19 protein-coding genes are annotated in these 18,705 nt (G+C 63.6%); 10 read left to right on the top strand and 9 right to left on the bottom strand.

The window, feature by feature from the left end; all coding sequences use genetic code 11:
- Positions 1-36: 36 nt before the first annotated feature.
- The 4 genes from NKI08_RS29485 to NKI08_RS29470 form a co-directional block, all read right to left on the bottom strand.
- Positions 37-1,161: a sugar ABC transporter substrate-binding protein gene (locus tag NKI08_RS29485; RefSeq protein WP_352473506.1), complete on the bottom strand. Its 1,125-nt coding sequence runs from the start codon at positions 1,159-1,161 to the stop codon at positions 37-39.
- A gap of 508 nt (positions 1,162-1,669) precedes the next feature.
- A complete protein-coding gene (locus tag NKI08_RS29480; protein WP_352750391.1) occupies positions 1,670-1,840 on the bottom strand; it encodes a hypothetical protein in 171 nt (56 codons plus the stop codon).
- Positions 1,841-1,949: 109 nt separating this feature from the next.
- A complete protein-coding gene (gene gntR, locus NKI08_RS29475; protein WP_352491069.1) occupies positions 1,950-2,981 on the bottom strand; it encodes an HTH-type transcriptional regulator GntR in 1,032 nt (343 codons plus the stop codon).
- Positions 2,982-3,149: 168 nt separating this feature from the next.
- The gene (locus NKI08_RS29470; RefSeq protein ID WP_352774486.1) at positions 3,150-4,382 is read right to left on the bottom strand and encodes an MFS transporter; all 1,233 of its coding nucleotides are present in this window, start codon (positions 4,380-4,382) and stop codon (positions 3,150-3,152) included.
- 174 nt (positions 4,383-4,556) lie between these two features.
- On the opposite strand from NKI08_RS29470, the gene NKI08_RS29465 reads away from it, so the two are divergent.
- The 5 genes from NKI08_RS29465 to NKI08_RS29445 all read left to right on the top strand — a co-directional run bounded on the left by NKI08_RS29465 (position 4,557) and on the right by NKI08_RS29445 (position 8,313).
- Complete coding sequence (locus NKI08_RS29465) at positions 4,557-4,844, top strand: DUF3175 domain-containing protein (RefSeq protein WP_352473504.1); 288 nt, start codon at positions 4,557-4,559, stop codon at positions 4,842-4,844.
- Positions 4,845-4,963: 119 nt separating this feature from the next.
- Positions 4,964-5,875: a myo-inosose-2 dehydratase gene (gene iolE, locus NKI08_RS29460; RefSeq protein WP_352774484.1), complete on the top strand. Its 912-nt coding sequence runs from the start codon at positions 4,964-4,966 to the stop codon at positions 5,873-5,875.
- 200 nt (positions 5,876-6,075) lie between these two features.
- Positions 6,076-6,282 (top strand): LacI family DNA-binding transcriptional regulator, encoded by a 207-nt coding sequence (locus NKI08_RS29455; protein ID WP_352453276.1) that lies wholly within the window; start codon positions 6,076-6,078, stop codon positions 6,280-6,282.
- Between the two features lie 4 nt (positions 6,283-6,286).
- Complete coding sequence (gene mocR / locus NKI08_RS29450; protein ID WP_352774483.1) at positions 6,287-7,753, top strand: rhizopine catabolism transcriptional regulator MocR; 1,467 nt, start codon at positions 6,287-6,289, stop codon at positions 7,751-7,753.
- Between the two features lie 182 nt (positions 7,754-7,935).
- Positions 7,936-8,313, top strand: a complete 378-nt coding sequence (locus NKI08_RS29445) for a GFA family protein (RefSeq protein WP_502899681.1) — start codon at positions 7,936-7,938, stop codon at positions 8,311-8,313.
- Between the two features lie 31 nt (positions 8,314-8,344).
- Here NKI08_RS29445 and NKI08_RS29440 read toward each other — a convergent pair whose 3' ends face one another.
- The gene (locus NKI08_RS29440; protein ID WP_023675820.1) at positions 8,345-8,788 is read right to left on the bottom strand and encodes an SRPBCC family protein; all 444 of its coding nucleotides are present in this window, start codon (positions 8,786-8,788) and stop codon (positions 8,345-8,347) included.
- Between the two features lie 167 nt (positions 8,789-8,955).
- On the bottom strand, positions 8,956-10,200 hold the full coding sequence (locus NKI08_RS29435) for a DegT/DnrJ/EryC1/StrS family aminotransferase (protein ID WP_352774479.1): 1,245 nt from the start codon (positions 10,198-10,200) through the stop codon (positions 8,956-8,958).
- 362 nt (positions 10,201-10,562) lie between these two features.
- Here NKI08_RS29435 and NKI08_RS29430 point away from each other — a divergent pair, with 362 nt between their 5' ends.
- The 5 genes from NKI08_RS29430 to NKI08_RS29410 all read left to right on the top strand — a co-directional run bounded on the left by NKI08_RS29430 (position 10,563) and on the right by NKI08_RS29410 (position 15,809).
- Positions 10,563-11,537, top strand: coding sequence for a polysaccharide deacetylase family protein (locus NKI08_RS29430; protein WP_352774477.1), 975 nt, complete (start codon positions 10,563-10,565; stop codon positions 11,535-11,537).
- Positions 11,538-11,604: 67 nt separating this feature from the next.
- Positions 11,605-12,573, top strand: coding sequence for a rhizopine catabolism ABC transporter substrate-binding protein (locus tag NKI08_RS29425; RefSeq protein WP_352774475.1), 969 nt, complete (start codon positions 11,605-11,607; stop codon positions 12,571-12,573).
- A 148-nt stretch (positions 12,574-12,721) separates the two neighbouring features.
- The gene (locus NKI08_RS29420) at positions 12,722-13,837 is read left to right on the top strand and encodes an ABC transporter permease (protein WP_352774494.1); all 1,116 of its coding nucleotides are present in this window, start codon (positions 12,722-12,724) and stop codon (positions 13,835-13,837) included.
- 32 nt (positions 13,838-13,869) lie between these two features.
- The gene (locus NKI08_RS29415) at positions 13,870-14,682 is read left to right on the top strand and encodes an ATP-binding cassette domain-containing protein (protein ID WP_352647081.1); all 813 of its coding nucleotides are present in this window, start codon (positions 13,870-13,872) and stop codon (positions 14,680-14,682) included.
- 32 nt (positions 14,683-14,714) lie between these two features.
- On the top strand, positions 14,715-15,809 hold the full coding sequence (locus NKI08_RS29410; protein WP_352774474.1) for a Gfo/Idh/MocA family protein: 1,095 nt from the start codon (positions 14,715-14,717) through the stop codon (positions 15,807-15,809).
- A 12-nt stretch (positions 15,810-15,821) separates the two neighbouring features.
- On the opposite strand, the gene NKI08_RS29405 is transcribed toward NKI08_RS29410, so the two are convergent.
- From NKI08_RS29405 to NKI08_RS29395, 3 genes are read right to left on the bottom strand one after another with little or no spacing between them, the layout of a single operon-like run.
- Positions 15,822-16,691: a polysaccharide deacetylase family protein gene (locus NKI08_RS29405; RefSeq protein ID WP_352774472.1), complete on the bottom strand. Its 870-nt coding sequence runs from the start codon at positions 16,689-16,691 to the stop codon at positions 15,822-15,824.
- A gap of 30 nt (positions 16,692-16,721) precedes the next feature.
- Entirely contained in the window at positions 16,722-17,573 is an 852-nt protein-coding gene (locus NKI08_RS29400; protein ID WP_352542457.1) for an ATP-binding cassette domain-containing protein, read from the bottom strand.
- Positions 17,570-18,703, bottom strand: coding sequence for an ABC transporter permease (locus NKI08_RS29395; protein WP_352774469.1), 1,134 nt, complete (start codon positions 18,701-18,703; stop codon positions 17,570-17,572). The genes NKI08_RS29400 and NKI08_RS29395 overlap by 4 nt, the downstream gene beginning before the upstream one ends.
- Positions 18,704-18,705: the final 2 nt, after the last annotated feature.

The following is an 18,705-nucleotide window of genomic DNA, read 5'->3' as shown; positions in this document are numbered from 1 at the left end:
GCCGCGGGATCTCCCGCGGCGTCGGGTTGTCGGAGTTTACTGGTTTTCCTTGCTCTGGCCCATGATTTCCTGCGCCGTGAAATTGATGCCGCAGGTCGGGAAGGAATTGCCGACGAAGAAATTGTCGGATTGGTCGGGGAAGTAGTCCTGGCCTGCCTTGAAGTTCGGATCCTCGACGATCGCCAGCGGCAGCTTGACCGCTTGCGGCACGACCTGACCTTCAAGTGCTGCAATCGCCGTCTTGATGGCAACCGCGACCTGCGCCGGGCCGGTGCCGGCCGACGAGCATTTCAGGCCGTCAGCGGCGAACTTGGCGCAGAATTTGCGGAAGCCGTTCTCCGTCTCGCCGCCGAACGGCACGAACGGATGCTTGGCATCGATCATCGCCTGCACGATGCCGGTATCGCCGCCCTGTCCGGTAATGCCGTCGAAGGGGCCGTTGGTGGCGATGGCATCGGCCGTAGCCTTTTGCGCAACGCCGTCATCCCACTTGCCGACGACCTCGGTGACATCCCATTTCTTACCGGAGGCGTCGAGAACCTCGTGGATGCCGTTATGGCGGTCGGTATCGACGGACGTGCCGGCTACGCCGCGCACTTCCAGCACCTTGCCGCCGTTCGGCACGTGCTTGACCAGCCAGTTGCCCCACAATTCGCCAAGACCTTTCTGGTCGACATTGACGTTGATGGCATCCTTGGTGTCGAGTATGTTGTCGAAGGCGACCAGCACCACGCCGGCTTCCTTGGCCCGCTTGATGACAGGACCGAATGCGGTCGGGTTCTGGGCGTTGACGACAATCGCGTCATAGCCGGAATCGATGAAATTGTTGATTGCCGAAATCTGGGCCGGCACGTCTTCGCCGGTCGAGACCACCTTGAATTCCTTGAGCTTGGCCGCGACGTCCGGCTGCGCTGCATAGGCCTTTGCCGTCTGCACCATCTGGATGCGCCATGTGTTGGCGATATAGCCGTTGGCCAGAGCGATGCGGTACGGGCCGTCTTTCTTGGGGAACTTGAAGAACTGCGTATCGGCCGACCAGGGCGCGAAGCAGTCAGGCTCGGCCGATGGCCCCTTGACGATTTCAGGATCGGCGATCGCCGACGAGCTCAGCATGACGAAAGCAGTGGCGGCAACGATACCGCCAACGAGTGACTTGATCATCGATATTCCTCCCAGTTGCAGTTTTGTTTGTTGTTACGCCGATGAATTTGCGCTTTTCCGGCCCGGCACCTCCCGCCGTACCCGTCGCGCGTTCAGGTGGCCGAATGCCGACCCGATCCCCTCCTTTGCTGCCCGGCTAGTCCCGCAAAAACTATCATATTATACATAATAAACAAGCATGAGCTGTCGCTTATGTATAATAAACAGCCCCCATCCTCTGAGCGAAGTACTGCCCGGCGATAACTGGTAGCGCTACCATGACGTAGTGTAAAGCGCCATTGCGTTGAAGCGCGCTTCAGCGTGCCGTGCTTTCACGCCGCTTGAGTTCGAAGCCGAGGTCGCGACGACACCTGCGCCACCCGTCGATCCGTTGCATCCAAAACGGCGACAGCATCTATGAAACGCATTACTGTTTCGTCGCTTTGCGCAGAACAACGCTGGATGTGGGGAGCCAATGATGGAAGGACATATTGATCCAAAACTGGAACACATGTACCGCCGTGGCTACTCAGCTGGCGTATTCGATGTACTGGCGAGCCTTGCGCTCCTTCTTTCCGATGAAGACCGCCAGATTGTGGAGAACTGGGCCAAGAACGACCTTGCCGTCTGGAGAACCATGCGCCTCAATGAAGCGGTTCGGCCTCCGGATTTTCCCATAGGAAGTCGCCCAGATGTTCATGGACCCTGGCCTGCGTAGGTGTCCGAGACCTACTCAGTTCCTCGAACACCTCCGGCGCATCGCGATGGTGCTCGAATACTACCGATCGCCGGACCCTTTTTTCGAGCTTTCAGCGCGCCGTGCTTTCACGCCGCTTGAGTTCGAAGCCGAGGTCGACGACCCGCTGTTCCGGCCTGTTGCCTTCGATCGCCGCAAGCGCCATGGCGACCGCCCGCCGGCCGATCTCGTAGCGATACGTCCGAACGCTGGTGACCGACGGAAAAGCCACCTCCATCATGTCGAGATCGTTGAAGCCGACGATGCCGATCGTCTTCGGTACGGCGATCGAAGCGCGGTGGCATTCGAACAGCACCCCGAGTGCTATATCGTCATTGTTGCAGAACACGCCGTCGAGGCTCGGCACCTTGGCCAGCGCGTCGCGGAACAATTCGCGGCCGAGGGTGACGCTGGAGGGCACCGGCGTGGTGGTGGTAAGCCGCGCATCGAACAGGCCGGCCGCCTCCATCGCCGCGCGATAGCCGGCCAAGCGCCGCTGCGAACGCGGATCCATGCGCGCGCCGATGAAGCCTATCCGGCGATAGCCTGCCTCGATCAGATGTTCCGCAGCCGCCCTGCCGCCCTCGAAATGTGAGAAACCAACCATCATGTCGACCGGATCGGGCCCGGTCTCCATCACCTGCACCACCGGACAGCCCGCCGTTTCCAGCAGTTTTCGCGAGGCCGGCGTCTGGTCGATGCCGGCCACGATCAGCGCCGCCGGGCGTTGCGGGCCAAACACCTGCAGCAGCCGCTCTTCCTCGAGGCCGGAATAGTGGGTGTTGCCAAGCTGGATCCGGAAAGGGCCGTCCGACAGGCTGTCGTAGATGCCGCGCACCACTTCGGCAAAGACGTTGTTGGTAAGCGACGGCACCAGAACGCCAAAGACCTCGGCGCGCGCCGAAGCCAGCGCCCGCGCATTCGGGTCGGGCACATAGCCGAGCTCGTTCACGGCCGACTCGATCTGGCGGCGCAGATCTTCCGAGACACGCCCCGGCTCGCGCAGGGCGCGCGATACGGTAATGGCGCCGACGCCGGCCTTGCGGGCGACATCGGCGATGGTCGGGCGGCCGCCGCCGCGGCGCGTGCGCGGCTTGATCACCATACTGGTCCCGAGGCCGGGCAACCGCCCAGACGCGACCGTGAGACGATGTTCAGGGTCTTTGCCACTGCTGCCTTGCCAACCGGCCCGTTGCCACACCTTGTCTGGCGTCGCGCAGCCTTCGGCTATTGTCAAGCGACGGCGGAGAGACTGTATCCGTACCGCTGTGCTTCAGGCCGCCACAGCAGCGCTGCGCCGGGCCTTCCACAGCAGCAGCACCATGGCCAAAATATTCAGAAGGTTCCAGGCAATGCCGTTGAGGAACGCGGCGGCATAGGAGCCGGTCAGATCGTAGATCCAGCCCGACATCCAGCCGCCGATCGCCATGCCGAAGATGGTCGCCATCATGACGATGCCGACGCGCTGGCCAGCTTCCTTGGCTGGCATATATTCGCGCACGATGATCGCATAACAGGGCACGATGCCGCCTTGCGACAGGCCGAAAACCAGCGAGACGACATAAAGCGAGGCAAGCCCGTCGAACGGGATATAGAACAACAGCGACAGGCATTGCAGCACCGAGCCGATCAGCAGGGTTTTCACACCGCCGATGCGATCGGCAAGGAAACCCGAGCCAAGCCGGCTGACGACGCCCGCCGCCAGCATGATCGACAGCATATCGGCGCCATGCGCCACGCCGTAGCCGAGATCAATGCAATAGGCGACGATATGGACTTGCGGCATCGACATCGCCACGCAGCAGCCGAGCCCGGCCACGATGAGCAGCGCCTGCAAGGCCGCCGGCGACAGGGAGATCGGCTGAACCACGCGGCTGCCCGGCGATCCCGGAGCCGCCTGGGGCGGTGCGCCGCGCCGGAGCAGCAGGATCAAGGGCACCATGGTGACCAGGCAGACGACGCCGATCGCGGCATAGGTGAAGCGCCAGCCTTGCGCCTGCATGACATAGGGCATCGCCGTCGGCCAGATCGCTCCGGCGAGATAGTTGCCGGATGCCGCAGCCGTCACCGCGACGCCGCGGCGCCGGTTGAACCAGTGCGAGATGTCGGCGATCAACGGCCCGAAGATCGCCGACGAGCCAACGCCGATCAACAGGCCCTGGACGAGGGTGAACTGCAGGATCGAACTGGTCAGCGACGCCAGCAGGAAGCCGGCGCCAAGTGTAATCGCGGCAATCAGCGCCGGGATCCAATACCCCATGCGGTCGATGGCGCGGCCGAACAGCACATTACCGGCGGCAAAGCCGACCATGGTCGCGGTGTAGGGCATCGAGGCAGCGGCGCGATCGACGCCGAATTCTACCTGCACGGCAGGCAGCACCACGACCACCGCCCACATGCCGACCCCGCCGATCGTTGCCAGCAGCATCGAGATGCCCAGCCGTATCCAGGCATAGGCACTGTCGATGCCGGAACTTCCTGCCTGGCTTGAGACGATTGGGGTCAAGAGCGTTTCCTGTCCGCAGTTCTTGAATCGGCGGTTCTGACCACTATCGGCGCATTCGCATCGCCGAGCAGCGCCACGACAGGCAAATCCGTGGCTCCAGGGATTCGGGCCGAAGTGGAACAGGGGTGCGCCATAAGGCGTTTTCCCGGCAACGACCTAGTGAAGGAGTTTGCCATGACCGCGCAACGGAAATGGTCCGCCGACGTCACCGGGCATAGCGACGCGCTGGACCTCGAGGAACACATCTTCGAATCCCACGATCCCAAGAAGATCGCCGCCTCGTTGAAGCGCTCGGCCGAGCACAGCGACCGGCGCAAGGCAGGGCCGTTTCAATCCGCCATGTCGATGCTGAATTTCTACATCAACCGCGCCGGCAAGAACCTGCCGGCGGCGCAGAAGAAAGTGCTGGAGGACGCAAAGGACGAACTGCGCGCCCTTTTTGGCCGCCCAAAGGAAGATTAGGGTCGGTCTCCATTAATTGGTTCTGCCAGATTCGGCTGAACTGGACCTAGTGACAGGGCCTCTTTGTCGCCAGTTTGCAGGCTCGGCTTGTATTCCCAAGCCCGCAAAAGCCTGGCGTCATGACGGTCAAGATCGGTATCAATCCCATCACCTGGAGCAATGACGACGTTCCGGCGCTTGGCGGGGATACGTCCTTGGAGACCTGCCTGTCGGAAACCGCGCTGGCCGGCTACCGCGGCACCGAACTCGGCGGCAAATTTCCGCGCCAGGCTGAAGTGCTTGGGCCGCTCCTGTCTTCCTATGGCCTGGAACTCGTCTCCGGCTGGTATGATGGCCGCATTCTCGACCATACGGTCGACGAGGAATTCGCGGCGATCACCCCGCATCTTCAGCTGTTGCGCGACCTTGGCGCCAGGATCGTCGTCTATGCCGACACCTCGCGCGGTCGCCATGACGGCATTTTCGCACCGATCTCCGAGCGTCCGCGCCTCGCCGACAGGGACTGGCCGTCCTATGGCGCGAAACTGACCGCCCTCGCCGACCGCATGGCCGCGTTCGGGGTCGGCATGGCCTTCCACCACCACATGGGCACCGTCGTCGAGACGGACGATGAAGTCGATAGGCTGATGGCGGCGACGGGCCGAAGCGTCGGCCTTTTGTTCGATACCGGCCACTGCCTGTTTTCGGGCGGCGACCCGCAATCGCTGTTGCAACGGCATCTCGACCGCATCGTGCATTTCCATTGCAAGGACGTTCGCAGGCCGGTGCTGGAACGGGCACGCCGCGAGGACATGAGCTTCATGGCGGCGGTAATGGACGGCATTTTTACCGTGCCCGGCGACGGCTCGGTCGATTTCCTGTCATTGCTGAAACCCCTCGCCGCGCGCGGCTATGAAGGTTGGATCGTTGTCGAAGCCGAGCAGGATCCGGCCAAGGCGCATCCGCTGACCTATGCCAGCAAAGGCTACGTCTCGCTGCTCGCCACCGCCCGCGAAGCCGGCTTCGAAGTGGCGACGCGGCAGGCAGACTGACCGGCCCGCATTGCGAGCCGGAGGAACATAATGGGCGCGCGCCTCGATGGGGTTAGCGACGCGAAAGCGCCCGGCGATCCGCGCCGCCTTGCTCCCTGCGCGGCGCGGATCGCAGAATCCCGGCTCTGGATTGCAAACCCCGACTTTCAAGCTTGAGGCCGGCCGGAAGCCGTGCCTTGATGCAACCGAGGAGGAGCGACATGGCTTTCGAAGCTGCGCTTGGCATGGAACGGCTTTGTACCATCCGGGAGATTGCCGAGAAGGCGGAACTTGGCGCCGCCACCGTGCATCGCGCGCTGAAGAACAGCCGCGAGATCCGTCCCGAAACCAGGCGGCTGGTGCTCGACACCGTCTGCCGGCTCAACGAGGAAAAGATCGCCCGCGCCGCCCGGTTCGTCGGGGGATAGTGCCTTGCCCGACCACATGCGCCTCTCCCTCGACATCATGTCGGTCGACCGCGCCTCGGAAGAACCGATGCATCGGCAGATCTACGGCGCCTTGCGACGCTTCATCCTTGACGGCCAGATCCCGCAGAACACGCTGCTGCCGTCGACGCGCTCGCTGGCCGAAGATCTGAAAGTCGGGCGCAACACCGTCATCGCCGCCTACGACCAGCTCCTTGCCGAAGGTTTCATCGAGGCGCGTGCCGGATCGGGCACCTGGGTGGCGCCGATCCAGCAGAACCGCCCCTTAGCATCCCTGCGCGCCGGACTGGCAGCGCCGCAAAAGCTGTCGCGGCGTGGCCAGACCATCGTCAACGGCCCGCAACCGCCACGCAATGCCGGCGTCATCAATTTCCATCCCGGTGTGCCTGAAACGGCATCGTTTCCGTTCACCATCTGGTCAAGCCTTCTGGTGCGCAATGCACGCAGCCGCGACGATAGTCTGCTTGGTTATCTCTCCTTTGCCGGTCACCCCGGCCTGCGCCAGGCCATTGCCTCGACCATCGGCCTGTCGCGCGGCATCAGCTGCACCGCCGACCAGGTGATCATCGTCACCGGTGCGCAGGCAGCGCTTGATCTGGTCTCGCGCGTGCTGATGGACGAAGGCGACCATGTCTGGATGGAAGAGCCCGGCTATCTCGGCGCCAAAAGCGCCTTTCTCGCCAGCGGCGCCAAGCTGGCACCGTTGAAGGTCGACCGGCGCGGCTGGCATCTTGCCGATCCGGAGCTGCCGCCGCCGCGGCTGATCTATGTGACACCATCCTGCCAATGGCCGTTCGGCACAATCATGCGTATCGAGGAGCGATTGCAGTTGCTCGACATCGCGGAACGCAACGGCGCCTGGATCGTCGAGGATGACTATGATGGCGAATACCGGTTCCGCGGCCGGCCGGTGCCGGCCCTGCGCGGGCTCGACCATGCCGACCGCGTCGTCTATATCGGCAGCTTCGGCAAGACGCTGATTCCGGCGCTGCGCATCGGTTATCTGATCGTGCCGCGCGAATTGTCGGTTCCGTTCGACCGGGCGGTGAGCATCACCGGCCAGTTCGCGCCGCTGATCCTGCAGGCAACGGTCAACGACTTCATCATGCAGGGCTATTTCGCCACGCATCTCAAGCGCATGCGCCGGCTCTATGCGCGCCGGCAGGCGAACTTCGTCAAGCTGTGCCAGGAGCATCTGGCCGAATGGCTGACCGTGACGGAAAACGATTCCGGCATGCAGCTGCTGGCGAGCTTCGTCAGGCCCTATAAGGACAGCGACGTGGTCGCCGCCGCCCTCAAGGAGGGGCTCGACGTTCAGGGCATCTCCATCAACTACCACTCTACTGAACCCGAGCACGGCCTGCTGCTCGGCTACGCGGCAATGGACGAACGTCAGATCCTGCGCGCCGTGCTGGCGTTGCGCGCCGCGTTCCTAAGATTGGATAGAAGCTAGAGCCAGGCTCTCCATCTCGTTCACCGCGGGGTTGAATCGGTCGTCCGCAGTGATTAGGAATATGGGACGCCGGTCCTTGTTTTTCGGCGTCCGCGCAAAGCGCGCTTCCCAAGGCCGAACCTCCCCGAAAACCAGAAGCATGCCCACCGCCGGTATTGGCGGGCAACGCATTTATCTGAACCATGAGGATTGCCATGAGAACCGCATCCTGTGCCTGCGGGCAACTGAGGATCTCCTGTAACGGAGAGCCACAGCTGGTCGCACAGTGCCACTGCCTCGACTGCCAGAAACGGACCGGCAGCACATACGGCGTCGCCGCCTTCTTTGCGCGCGACAAGGTAGAAACCAGAGGCGACGCCAGGACCTACAGGCGGTCAGCTCGGAGCGGCCACCACGCCACTTTCCATTTCTGCCCGGGCTGCGGCTCGAGCGTCTTCTGGGAGCCCGAGCGAAAGCCTGAATGGATCGCCGTCGCGGTCGGCTGCTTCGCCGATCCGGCCTTTCCGGCGCCGGCGCATGTTGGGTGGGAAGAACGGCGTCACCCCTGGGTTTCCGGTTAGCGACGCCAACCCGCCAGCGCAGCGCTTTACCTTACTGGTTGATCTCGGGTTCAACGAGCTTCGCCAGATTTCGCAGCGACTCCTGCCAGCCGAGATAGCAGGCCTCAACCGGGATGGCGTCTGGGATACCTGCCTGCGTGATATTCACTTCGGTGCCGACCGACACTTTCTTCAATGTCACGGTCACCTCGATCTCGCCGGCCAGGTTGGGGTCGTCGAAGCGGTCGGTGTAACGCAGTTGCTCATTGGGCACGAGCTCGACATATTCGCCGCCGAACGAGTGGCTGTCGCCGGTGGTGAAGTTGCGGAAGGACATTTTGAACGTACCGCCGACTTTCGCCTCGAAGTGATGAACCGTGCAGGTGAAGCCGTTCGGCGGAAGCCATTTCGCAAGTGCATCCGCTTCGAGGAACGCGCGGTAGACTTTCTCCGGGCTGGTTGTCAGAACGCGGTGCAGACGTACGGTGCCGGGCATATCGTTAATCCTCCCTGTTGGTGATCGATGCCCCTAGGACGAGCGGAGCCCGGCCTATCCGACACGGGCCTGCGGATTTTTGACGACCGGTAATGCCGGCCGGAATCCTCGCCCGGCCGCCGGACAAGGAACTCGACCGCAGGGTAGCAAACCGCGCCGGATCTGGTCTAGTTCACACTGTCGAACTTCTGCAGATCAACCGGTGACGCCTTGCGCAATTCGATATCATCGAGCGAAGCATGCTCCAGCGCCACCCGCGCCGCCGCGTCGATGTTGTGGATCATGTCCTGAATGTCGGTATCGCTGTGCGCTGGGTTCATGGCGACCATCACGGTGCGGTTGAGGATGTCGAGCGAGCGCTTGCCGAGGTCGTCGGGATAATCCAGCCGCAGGCCCTGGTTCTCAGGCAGTGCGTAAGGATTGAGCGCCGGATGATGCGCGCCTTCATGCATCAGCACCTGGTCCCACTGGGTGAAATTGTGACGGCCGGTCTTGCCGGCAACGACGCTCGGAATGGTCTTCGAAAAAGTCTGCGCCGCCTGCTCACTCGGCAGCAGGTACATCACCTGTGCGGCACAATCATCGTCCGCGCTGTTCATCGGCGACGGCGTCAGCCCAAGATTGCTAAGGTGGCGGGTACCGGCCAGCACCGTCTTCTTCTCGGCCCGCATCGCCTCGATGATGCCGTCCAGCCGGTCGAGTTGGACGTTGAGCATCGCCCCCATCAGTTCGGAAGCACGCGCGCCGATGCCGGCGAAGGGTTTGATGCTGTCGCTTCTGCCTTGCCAGTAGAAATGGCAAGGGTCGATGGCGCAGCGCGCCCGCTCCGCCACTTTCGGGTCGCTGGTGGCGATGCCGCCGCCCTCGCCCGAGGTCATGTTCTTGAAGTAGTTGAAGGAATAAGCGCCGGCATGGCCGATCGAGCCGAGCTTGCGGCCCTCATAGCCGCCGCCGATGCCTTGGCAGACATCCTCCAGCACCAGCAAGCCGCGCTTGGCAGCAATGTCCATGATCGCATTCATGTTGCAGGCCGCGCCCCACATATGCACCGGGATCACCGCCCTGGTGCGCGGCCCGATGGCATCGCGCAAGGCGATGGGATCGATGGTCAGGCTCTCGTCGATGTCGACGATGACTGGAATGGCCCCGACCGACAGCACCGCGGTCGCGGTCGCCATATAGGTGTGCGCCGGCACCAGCACTTCGTCCCCCGGGCCGATGCCGAGGCCGATCAGGCCGGCGGCGAGCCCATAGGTGCCGCTGGCGGCCAGCGCGAAATGCTCGACGCCAAGATGCTGCGCATAGCGGGCCTCGAAGCGGTCGCATTCGCTGTCCTTGCCGTAACGAAACAGCGCGCCCGAGCGGATCACCCTGGCAATGGCTTCGATTTCCTCTTCGCCGGCGGTGTACATGACAGGCCTCCAGTCACTTGATAGTGTGGGTCACTTGATAATGTGGTCGCTTGATGGTGTGGACAGCTGTAGGCTTGTCGGCACAGTTTGAAAGAACCACTCCGCCGCTATTCGACCAAGCCATCTGCGCCCGGAAGACGGTTCCTATGACTGGTTTTGAACCGTGATTGGGGAAATCGGCAGCTAAGTGTCTCAGCCGGCAGGCAAATCGTACCCATCCGAATTCGCCAAAGTGGCCCTGTCGGAACGGCAGGTTTCGGCGTTCCATTCCGGCCAGTTGGGCAAACGGTTGGTTCCATGAAATACGGGACACACTTTGGAAGACCCTCGAAACCGGCGTGCCGGCGGAAAGGCGGCCGGTCGTGAACGCCGCCGGCTCCAGCAATCGGATCGTGCTCCACGAGGACGATGTCGGCATGTGCCACGGCGCCAATAGCGCCTTCCTCGAATTGAGCGGGCTGGGCGTCTGCAGTTCCGGCGCGGTGATGGTGCCGTGCCCGTGGTTCCTCGAAATGGCCGAAAGCGCCGCCGCCAATCCTGGCCTTGACCTTGGCGTCCACCTGACGCTGAACAGCGAGAAGCAGCACTACAAATGGCGGCCGTTGACCGCACCGTCGCGGGCTGCCGGCCTGACCGACGAGTTCGGTTTCTTCTGGCCCGACGTGGCGACCACGCGCCGCAAAGCGGTGCCGCACGCGGTCGAGGCCGAGCTTCGCGCCCAGATCGACACCGCCTATCGCGCCGGCATCGACGTCACCCATCTCGACGCGCATATGGGCGCGGCATTGTCGCCGGAATTCTGCAACATCTACATCAAGCTCGGGCTCGAATATCAGCTGCCCGTACTGCTGACCAAGACCCTGTCCGCCTATTCCCCCAACGACAATCTGGTCGGCGTCACCGAGGAGGCGTTCCAGCGCGGCGTGGCGCTGGCCCGCGCCGGCGGCTTTGCCATTTTCGACGCCGCCATCCAGACGACCTGGGGCCGGCCGCGCTCCAGGCCGATCGAGCCCGCTTACAAGGCGCTCATCGACGGCGTGCGCGACGGCCTGACCTTCTTTTGCCTGCATTGCAACGCGCCCGGTGAACTCGAGCTGATCGAGCCGCGCTCCGCCTATATCCGCACCGAAGAGTACGAGCTGTTCCGCGACCAGGGCTTTCGCGACTGGCTCGCCGCACAGCCGATCGACGTCATCGGCATGAAGCCGTTGCGCGAGGAGCTTCGCGCAGCGCTCTCGGCCGGGCGATCATCAACAACAGCCCGCGGCAACACCGCGGGCGAACAGCGATCGGCGTCGGCAAAGGCCCGCAAAGCGGCCACCCGATCCGCAACGTGAGCCGATCGTCGCGGCCGGAAAACGGCGCCAGAGGGATTGGAACTGCAACGACAAATGGGAGAATAAGATGAAAACGCTTCTGAAAGTGGCATTGGGCGCCTTCGTTTCGGCGGGCCTGATGACGGGTAGCGCGCATGCCGCGGGCCTGAAGGATCCGAAGGACGTCCGCATCACCTTCGTAGTGCATGGGTCGGCGTCCGATCCCTATTGGTCGGTGGTCAAGCGCGGCGTCGATGACGCGGCCGCCCTTACCGGTGCCAAGGTCGAATATTACGCGCCGCAGGTCTTCGACGTGGTCGAGCAGGCCCGGCTTCTCGACGCCGCTATCGCCACCAAGCCGGACGGTATCGCCGTCTCCATCGCCGACGCCAATGCGCTCGGCAAATCGGTCAAATCCGGGCTTGCCGCCAATATTCCCATGGTGGTTCTGGATTCCGGCGAAAAGGAAGGCGCCGAGCTCGGCACGACGCTCTATGTCGGCACCGTTTCCGAATATGATTCCGGCAAGAAGGCCGGCGAGCGGCTGGCCAAGGAAGGCACGCTCAAGGTCGTCTGTATCAACCACGAGGTCGGCAATGTCAGCCTCGACCAGCGCTGCCAGGGCCTCAATGACGGGCTGAAGCCCTCCGGCGGCGGCACCGAGGTTCTGGCCGTGGCGCCGGATCCCGCAGACATCCAGCGCCGCACCGAAGCCTATCTGTCGGCGCATCCCGACACGCAGGCCGTCTTTGCGCTCGGCGCCACCGCCGCCAACCCGCTGATCCCGATGTTCCGCGACAAGGAACTGTTCGGCAAGCTCAAGCTCTACACATTCGACATCAGCCCGGAGGTCCTCGACTCTGTCGTCGCCGGCGAAATGGGCTTCGGCATGGATGCCCAGCAATATCTGATGGGCTATCTGCCGGTGATCTATCTGGTCGAGCAAGCGACGCACGGCTTTTGGCCGCAGAACAACGCCTATACCGGACCGCTGTTCATCGACTCGCCGGAAAAAGCCAAGGCGATCCTGGCGCTCGCCAAAGAGGGCATCCGCTAGGCAAGCGCTCCGACGGAACGGGAGAATGCGCCAAGCGCACTCCCGATCCGTTCGAAGATTGCGAATTGAGCGATTGGAGAGCCTAATGGCGGTCGTGGAAGACAAGGCTATATCTCCGGGCGAACTGAAGGCGACCGACCGCTTCGGCATGACGTCGAAGCGGGCCGCCGGCGCCGACGAGCGGCTGGCCAGCACCGGCAAGCTGACCCAGTGGCTGCGCCGGCCGGAAGCCGGTGCCGCCGGTGGGCTGCTTGCGACGATCATCATCTTTGCGCTGCTGCCGGGCGCGGCAAACCTCTATTCGCTGCAGGGATCGATGACCTTCCTGACGCTGTCGGCGGAGCTCGGCATCGTCGCCACCGCGGCAGCACTCCTCATCATCGCCGGCGAGTTCGACCTTTCGGTCGGCTCCATGGTCGGCTTTGCGGGTGTCGTCATCGGGCTGACGGTGAAGTACTGGGGCCTGCCGCTATGGGGTGGCATCGCCTGTGCCTTCGCCGTTGCCATCCTCACCGGCTATCTCAACGGCCTGATCGTGGTGAAGACGCGCCTGCCCTCCTTCATCGTCACGCTCGCCACCCTCTATATCCTGCGCGGACTGTCGATCGGCATCACCCGCGCCGTCACCGGCCGCACCCAGATCCCCTACATACTCGAAGGCGCACCGGACCCGGCAACGGCCGGCATTTTCAACGGCCATCTGCTCACCGGCCTGTTCCACTGGATGGGCGCGCAAGGCTGGATCGCCATCCGCAGCGACGGCATACCGTTCGTCGCCGGCATTCCGATGTCGATCGTCTGGTGGCTCGGCCTGACGGCGCTGGCCGGCTACGTGCTTACCCAGACGAAATACGGCAACTGGATCTTCGCCACCGGCGGCGATCTGATCGCAGCCCGCAACGTCGGCGTGCCGGTCGATCGCGTCAAGATCAGCCTGTTCATCTACACCGCCTGCGCGGCGACGCTGCTTGCCACCATCCAGGTGATGGAGGCGGGCTCCGCCGACACCACGCGTGGCCTGCTCAAGGAATTCGAGGCGATCATCGCCGCCGTCATCGGCGGCGTGCTCCTCACCGGCGGCTACGGCACCGTCTATGGCGTGCTGTTCGGCGCGCTGATCTTCGGGCTGGTGCAGATGGGCATCTTCTACACCGGCATCGACACCGACTGGTTCAAGGTCTTCCTCGGCATCGTCATCCTGATGGCCGTGCTGGTCAACAACTACATCAGGCTGAAGGCGCTCGGCCGCGGAGGTGGCAAATGACCGAGCCGGCCCAAATGACCGAACCGGCCCAAATGACCGAACCGGCAATGGAACTGCGCGGCGTCAGCGTCAATTTCGGCTCGGTGCGCGCCCTCCAGAACATCGACATCAAGGTCTATCCGGGCGAGGTCCACTGCCTGCTCGGCGATAACGGCGCCGGCAAGTCGACGCTGATCAAGGTTTTGTCCGGCGTCTATCGGCCGAGCAAGGGCGAAATCCTGGTCGACGGCAAGCCGGTCACCTTCCGCAGCCCGCGCGACGCGCAGGAGCTCGGCGTGGCAACGGTGTTCCAGGACCTCGGCATGATCTCGCTGATGTCGATCACCCGTAACTTCTTCCTCGGCCGCGAGCCGACCAAAAGCAGCCTGCCCTTCTCGCGCATCGACAAAGAGCGCGCCAACACCATCGCCAGGCAGGCGATGGCCGATATCGGCATCGACGTGCGCGATCCGACGCAGGCCGTCGGCACGCTGTCGGGCGGCGAGCGCCAGTCGGTGGCGATCGCCCGCGCCGTGCATTTTGGCGCACGCGTGCTGATTCTCGACGAGCCGACGTCCGCACTCGGCGTCCACCAGGCGGCGATGGTGCTGAAGTTCATCATCGAAGCACGCATGCGGGGTTTGGCCGTGATCTTCATCAGCCACAACATCCACCATGCCTATCCGGTCGGCGACACCTTCACGCTGCTCAACCGCGGCCGCAATCGCGGCACCTACGCCAAGTCCGAGATTTCGCGCGACGAGGTCATCTCGATCATGTCGGGCGGCGAGGATCTGAAAGCCGTCGAGGCGGAGATTGCCGGCCTGCTCGCCCAGATCGGCAACCGGCCGCCTGCGGCGCCTTGAGCTGACAATCGGACATTGCGGGGAATGATGGCATGAGCAGGATACGCGTCGGGGTCGTCGGCGCCGGCATGATCTCGCAGGTAGAGCATATCCCCAATCTGCTGCGCCTCGGCGAATTGTTCGAGGTCGTCGGCGTCGCCGATCCCTCGAAGATTTCGCGGCAGTTCGTCACCGACACCCATGGCATTGCCAATTTCGAAACGATCGACCAGCTCTTCGACCAGCGCCTCGACGCGGTGGTGATCGGCTCGCCGGACCCATTGCATCACGAACAGGTGCTGGCGGCCCTGGCGCTCGGCCTGCACGTCTTTTGCGAAAAGCCGCTCTGCTATTCGCTGGCGGAAATCGCCGAGATCATCGCCGCGCGCGATGCCGCCAGGAAAATCGTTCAGGTCGGCTATATGAAGCGCTTTGATCCGAGCTACCGGCTGGCGCTCGCTTCGCTGCCTGGAACATCGAGCAGGCTGCGCGCGGTCTCGGTGGAGGTAAACGATCCCGACGCCTGGCCGTTCATCGCCCATCAGCCCTACAGGCGCGGTACCGATATCCCAAAAGACATGGTCGCCACTGTCGCCGCCAAGCAGAAGCGCCAGGTCGAAGAGGCCGTCGGCGTGCATCTGACCGATCTCGCTTTCCGTGGATTTACCGGCGCTTATAGCTCGGCCTTGATTCACGATGTCAACGCCGTCCATGGCCTGCTCGATGCGCTCGGCGTGCCGGACGGCGAGGTCGTCGGCGCGCAGATCTTTGCCAATGGCGACGGCGGCCAGGGCGCCGTCAAGTTGCTGGACGGGCAGGCGCTGTGGACCATGACGCATCTCACCGTGCCCAAGCTCGCCGACTACAAGGAGCGGATCACGCTGTTCTTCGACGATGCCAGCCTCGAGCTCGAATTCCCCTCGCCCTGGCTCAACCATCATCCGACCCGGCTGACGGTGACGACCTCGGACGGTCACACGCTGTCGAAGCGTGATTTGCGGGCCGGCTACGCCGAAGCCTTCGTCGAGGAGATGCGTGGCTTCTGGGCGGCGATCGTCAATGGCGATGCCTTCGTCAACCCACCCGAACACGCTGCCCGCGACCAGGCGCTGCTGATCGGGCTGACCCGGCGGCATCTGGCCTCATAAGATCGTCGGCTTTCAGATCTTGGCGGCGCGCAGTTCATCACGCATGCCGCGCATGCCGATCACCTCGATGTCGAACTCGCTGATCCACGCCTTGACGCGCGCCGTCTTGAACAACGTGTATTCCTCGGTCCGCAGATGGGCATCCGGAGGATTGATCGCCTCGAAATCGCCTACCGTGTTGAAATGCAGCGACAGGAAACTCAACCCCTCCGGGATTCTGGCAAACATCGCGTGGTAGGCCGTCTGCGCATCCGTCTTGCGCGCCCAGGGCGTTTCCAGAACGATGTCGAACACCGGTTCGCCTGCCGCTTGCGCCTTTACGATTTCGGCATCGTAGCGGGCAATGTCCAGCTCACCGGCATAGCTCGCCGGGTTGTAGCCCGACAGGTCCTTCACCAGCAGCGCCGGCAGCCGGTATTCCCGGCCGAGCTTGCGATAGATGGCGATGAATTCCGGCATCTGCGCCGTGCCCATGTGAGCGTCGAGATGGGTGATGTCGATGCCGGCAGCGATGGCGCATTCGATCTGCGCACGCAGTTCCGCTTCCACCGCATCGGGATGGGCTTTGCGCGCCTGCGGTACGGTCGGCCAGAAATAGCCGAACTCGTCAGTCATCGCAGCCGATTTGGGCGGGTTGGTCAGCGGACGCCAGCGATACGGCTTCTGCTCGCTGGTCAGCGTCAAGTGCACGCCGAGGTCGAAATCGGGATTGGCGACGGCGATCTGAGCGGCTTCCGGGAACCACGGGCATGGCGCCATCACCGAACCGGAACTGCATGTGCCGAACTTCGACAGTTCGAAAAACGCGACATTTGCGCCATGGCTCATGCCGACGTCGTCCTCGTGGATGACGACACGCTTCCTTGCGGTCTTTACGGTCATTTCCTGCTCCTGAACTGCTGCATTGTCATCTCACCCGACACGGGCAACGAGGTCGGTCAATTCGTCGAGCTCGATCTCGTCACGCCGGAACCGGCCCGCCACGCGCCCCTGCGCCAGAACCACCAGATCGTCGGCCACCGAGAGCGCGTGACGGAAATTGTGGGTGATCAGGATGACCGCCTGGCCCTGCTCGCGTGCCCTGAGAATATGCTCGAGCACCCGGCCTGCCTGACGCACGGCCAGAGCCGACGTAGGCTCATCCAGCACAAGCAGCGACGATCCGAAGAACATGGCTCTTGCGATTGCCAGGGACTGGCGTTCGCCGCCGGAAATGTTGACGCCGCGTTCGTCCAGGCCGCGTTCCCAGCGCACCCCGAGCTGATGCAGCGCCGAGCGCGCCATGTCGTCGGCGCGTTTCATGTCGAGCCATTTGAACGGTCCGAAACCTTTCAGCGGTTCGCGGCCGAGCACGACATTGCGTGTGACCGACAGCAATTCGCAGACGGCAAGGTCCTGGAACACCGTGGCAATGCCGCGTTCGCGCGCCTGAGCCGGGTTGGCGAAAGCCACCTTCTCGCCGTTGAAGCGCAATTCTCCCCTGTCCGGCGGGAAGACGCCGGACAGGATCTTGATCAAGGTCGATTTGCCGGCGCCGTTGTCGCCCAGCAGCGCCAGGATGCGTCCGGCATAGGCGCTTAGCGACACGTCGACCAGCGCGGTGGTGGCGCCGAACCCTTTCGACAGGTTGACAGCCTCGATCACCGGCACCGCGCCGGCAGCGACCGGCTCGACCGGAGGGCGGCGAAGGGTCAGGTCGTCGGAGCCGCTGCCGGCCGGCAGCCGGGCCCCGCGCTGGGCATCCAGGCCAGACGGCTCGCTCATCGCGTCTTCTCCTTCGCCAGGCTGCCGGCGGGCCGTATCTCCGCCGTTGCGGCGTTGCCGGCAATCGCCGCGTCGGCAGCATTGCTGTCGCGCTTGAAGCCGCCCATCGGCCTGGATTTGGCGATGCGGCGCGCCACCGAGGTATTGAGGATGACCGCGCCGACGACAATGACGCCGGTGAGCGTGCGGAAGAAATGGCCGGGAGCGCCTGCCAGCACCAGGCCGACCTGGATCATGCCGAAGGTGACGGCTCCGAGAATGGTGCCGATGACGCTGCCGTAGCCGCCGGCCAGCAGCGTCCCGCCGATAACGGTAACGGCTACCGCCTGCAGTTCGATGCCTTCGCCGCGCAATGCGTCGACGGAGGAAAAGCGGGCAACCTGGATGACGCCGGCGATGGCTGCCAGCGCCGATGTGATCATGAACAGGATGACGGTGACGCGGTCCACCGGTACGCCGAGATTGCGCGCCGCCTGTTCGTTCTGGCCACGTGCCTGGATCCAGTTGCCGAACCTGGTGCGCGCCAGCAGGAAGGTGCCTGCCAGCCCGATTGCCAGGAACCACAGCATCGACATACGAAAGCCGGCAAGCAGCGGACCCGCCATTATGGCCTTGAACCCAGGCGGAATGGCGACCGTCATCGGAAAGCCGCCGGTCAGCGCGATCAGTATGCCGCGCCAGATCAGCATGGTGCCGAGCGTCACGACGAAGGAATGGATGCGGAACCTGACCACGATCATGCCGTTGGCCCAGCCAAGCGCGGCTCCGACGGCCACCGCGACCGGCGCGGCGACGATCGGTGGCAGGCCGAAGTCGCGCATCAGCACCACGCAGACGAACGAGGTGAGTCCGAGCACCGCGCCCACCGACAAGTCGAAGTGACCGCCGATCATCAGCAGCGTGACGCCGACGCTGACGATACCGAGTTCGGCCGCGACGGCCATGATGCTGATGTAGGACAGCCTGGTGGGGAAAAGCTGCGGGCTGAGCGCGGTGAAGACCAGGAACAGGATGACGACGGCCGCGATCGACGTCGCCTCCGGCCGCAGCATCAGCCGTCTCAGCGCCTCGCCGGCGACCACACGGGAGGAAGGCTTGTTGGCCGCATTCGGCCCGGGCTGTTCGTTCATGC

The organism is Mesorhizobium sp. M0768 (assembly GCF_040320195.1).
Classification (GTDB): Bacteria; Pseudomonadota; Alphaproteobacteria; order Rhizobiales; family Rhizobiaceae; genus Mesorhizobium.
The sequence above is the reverse complement of the archived record's forward strand: the minus strand, read 5'-3'. Positions and strand labels throughout refer to the sequence as shown.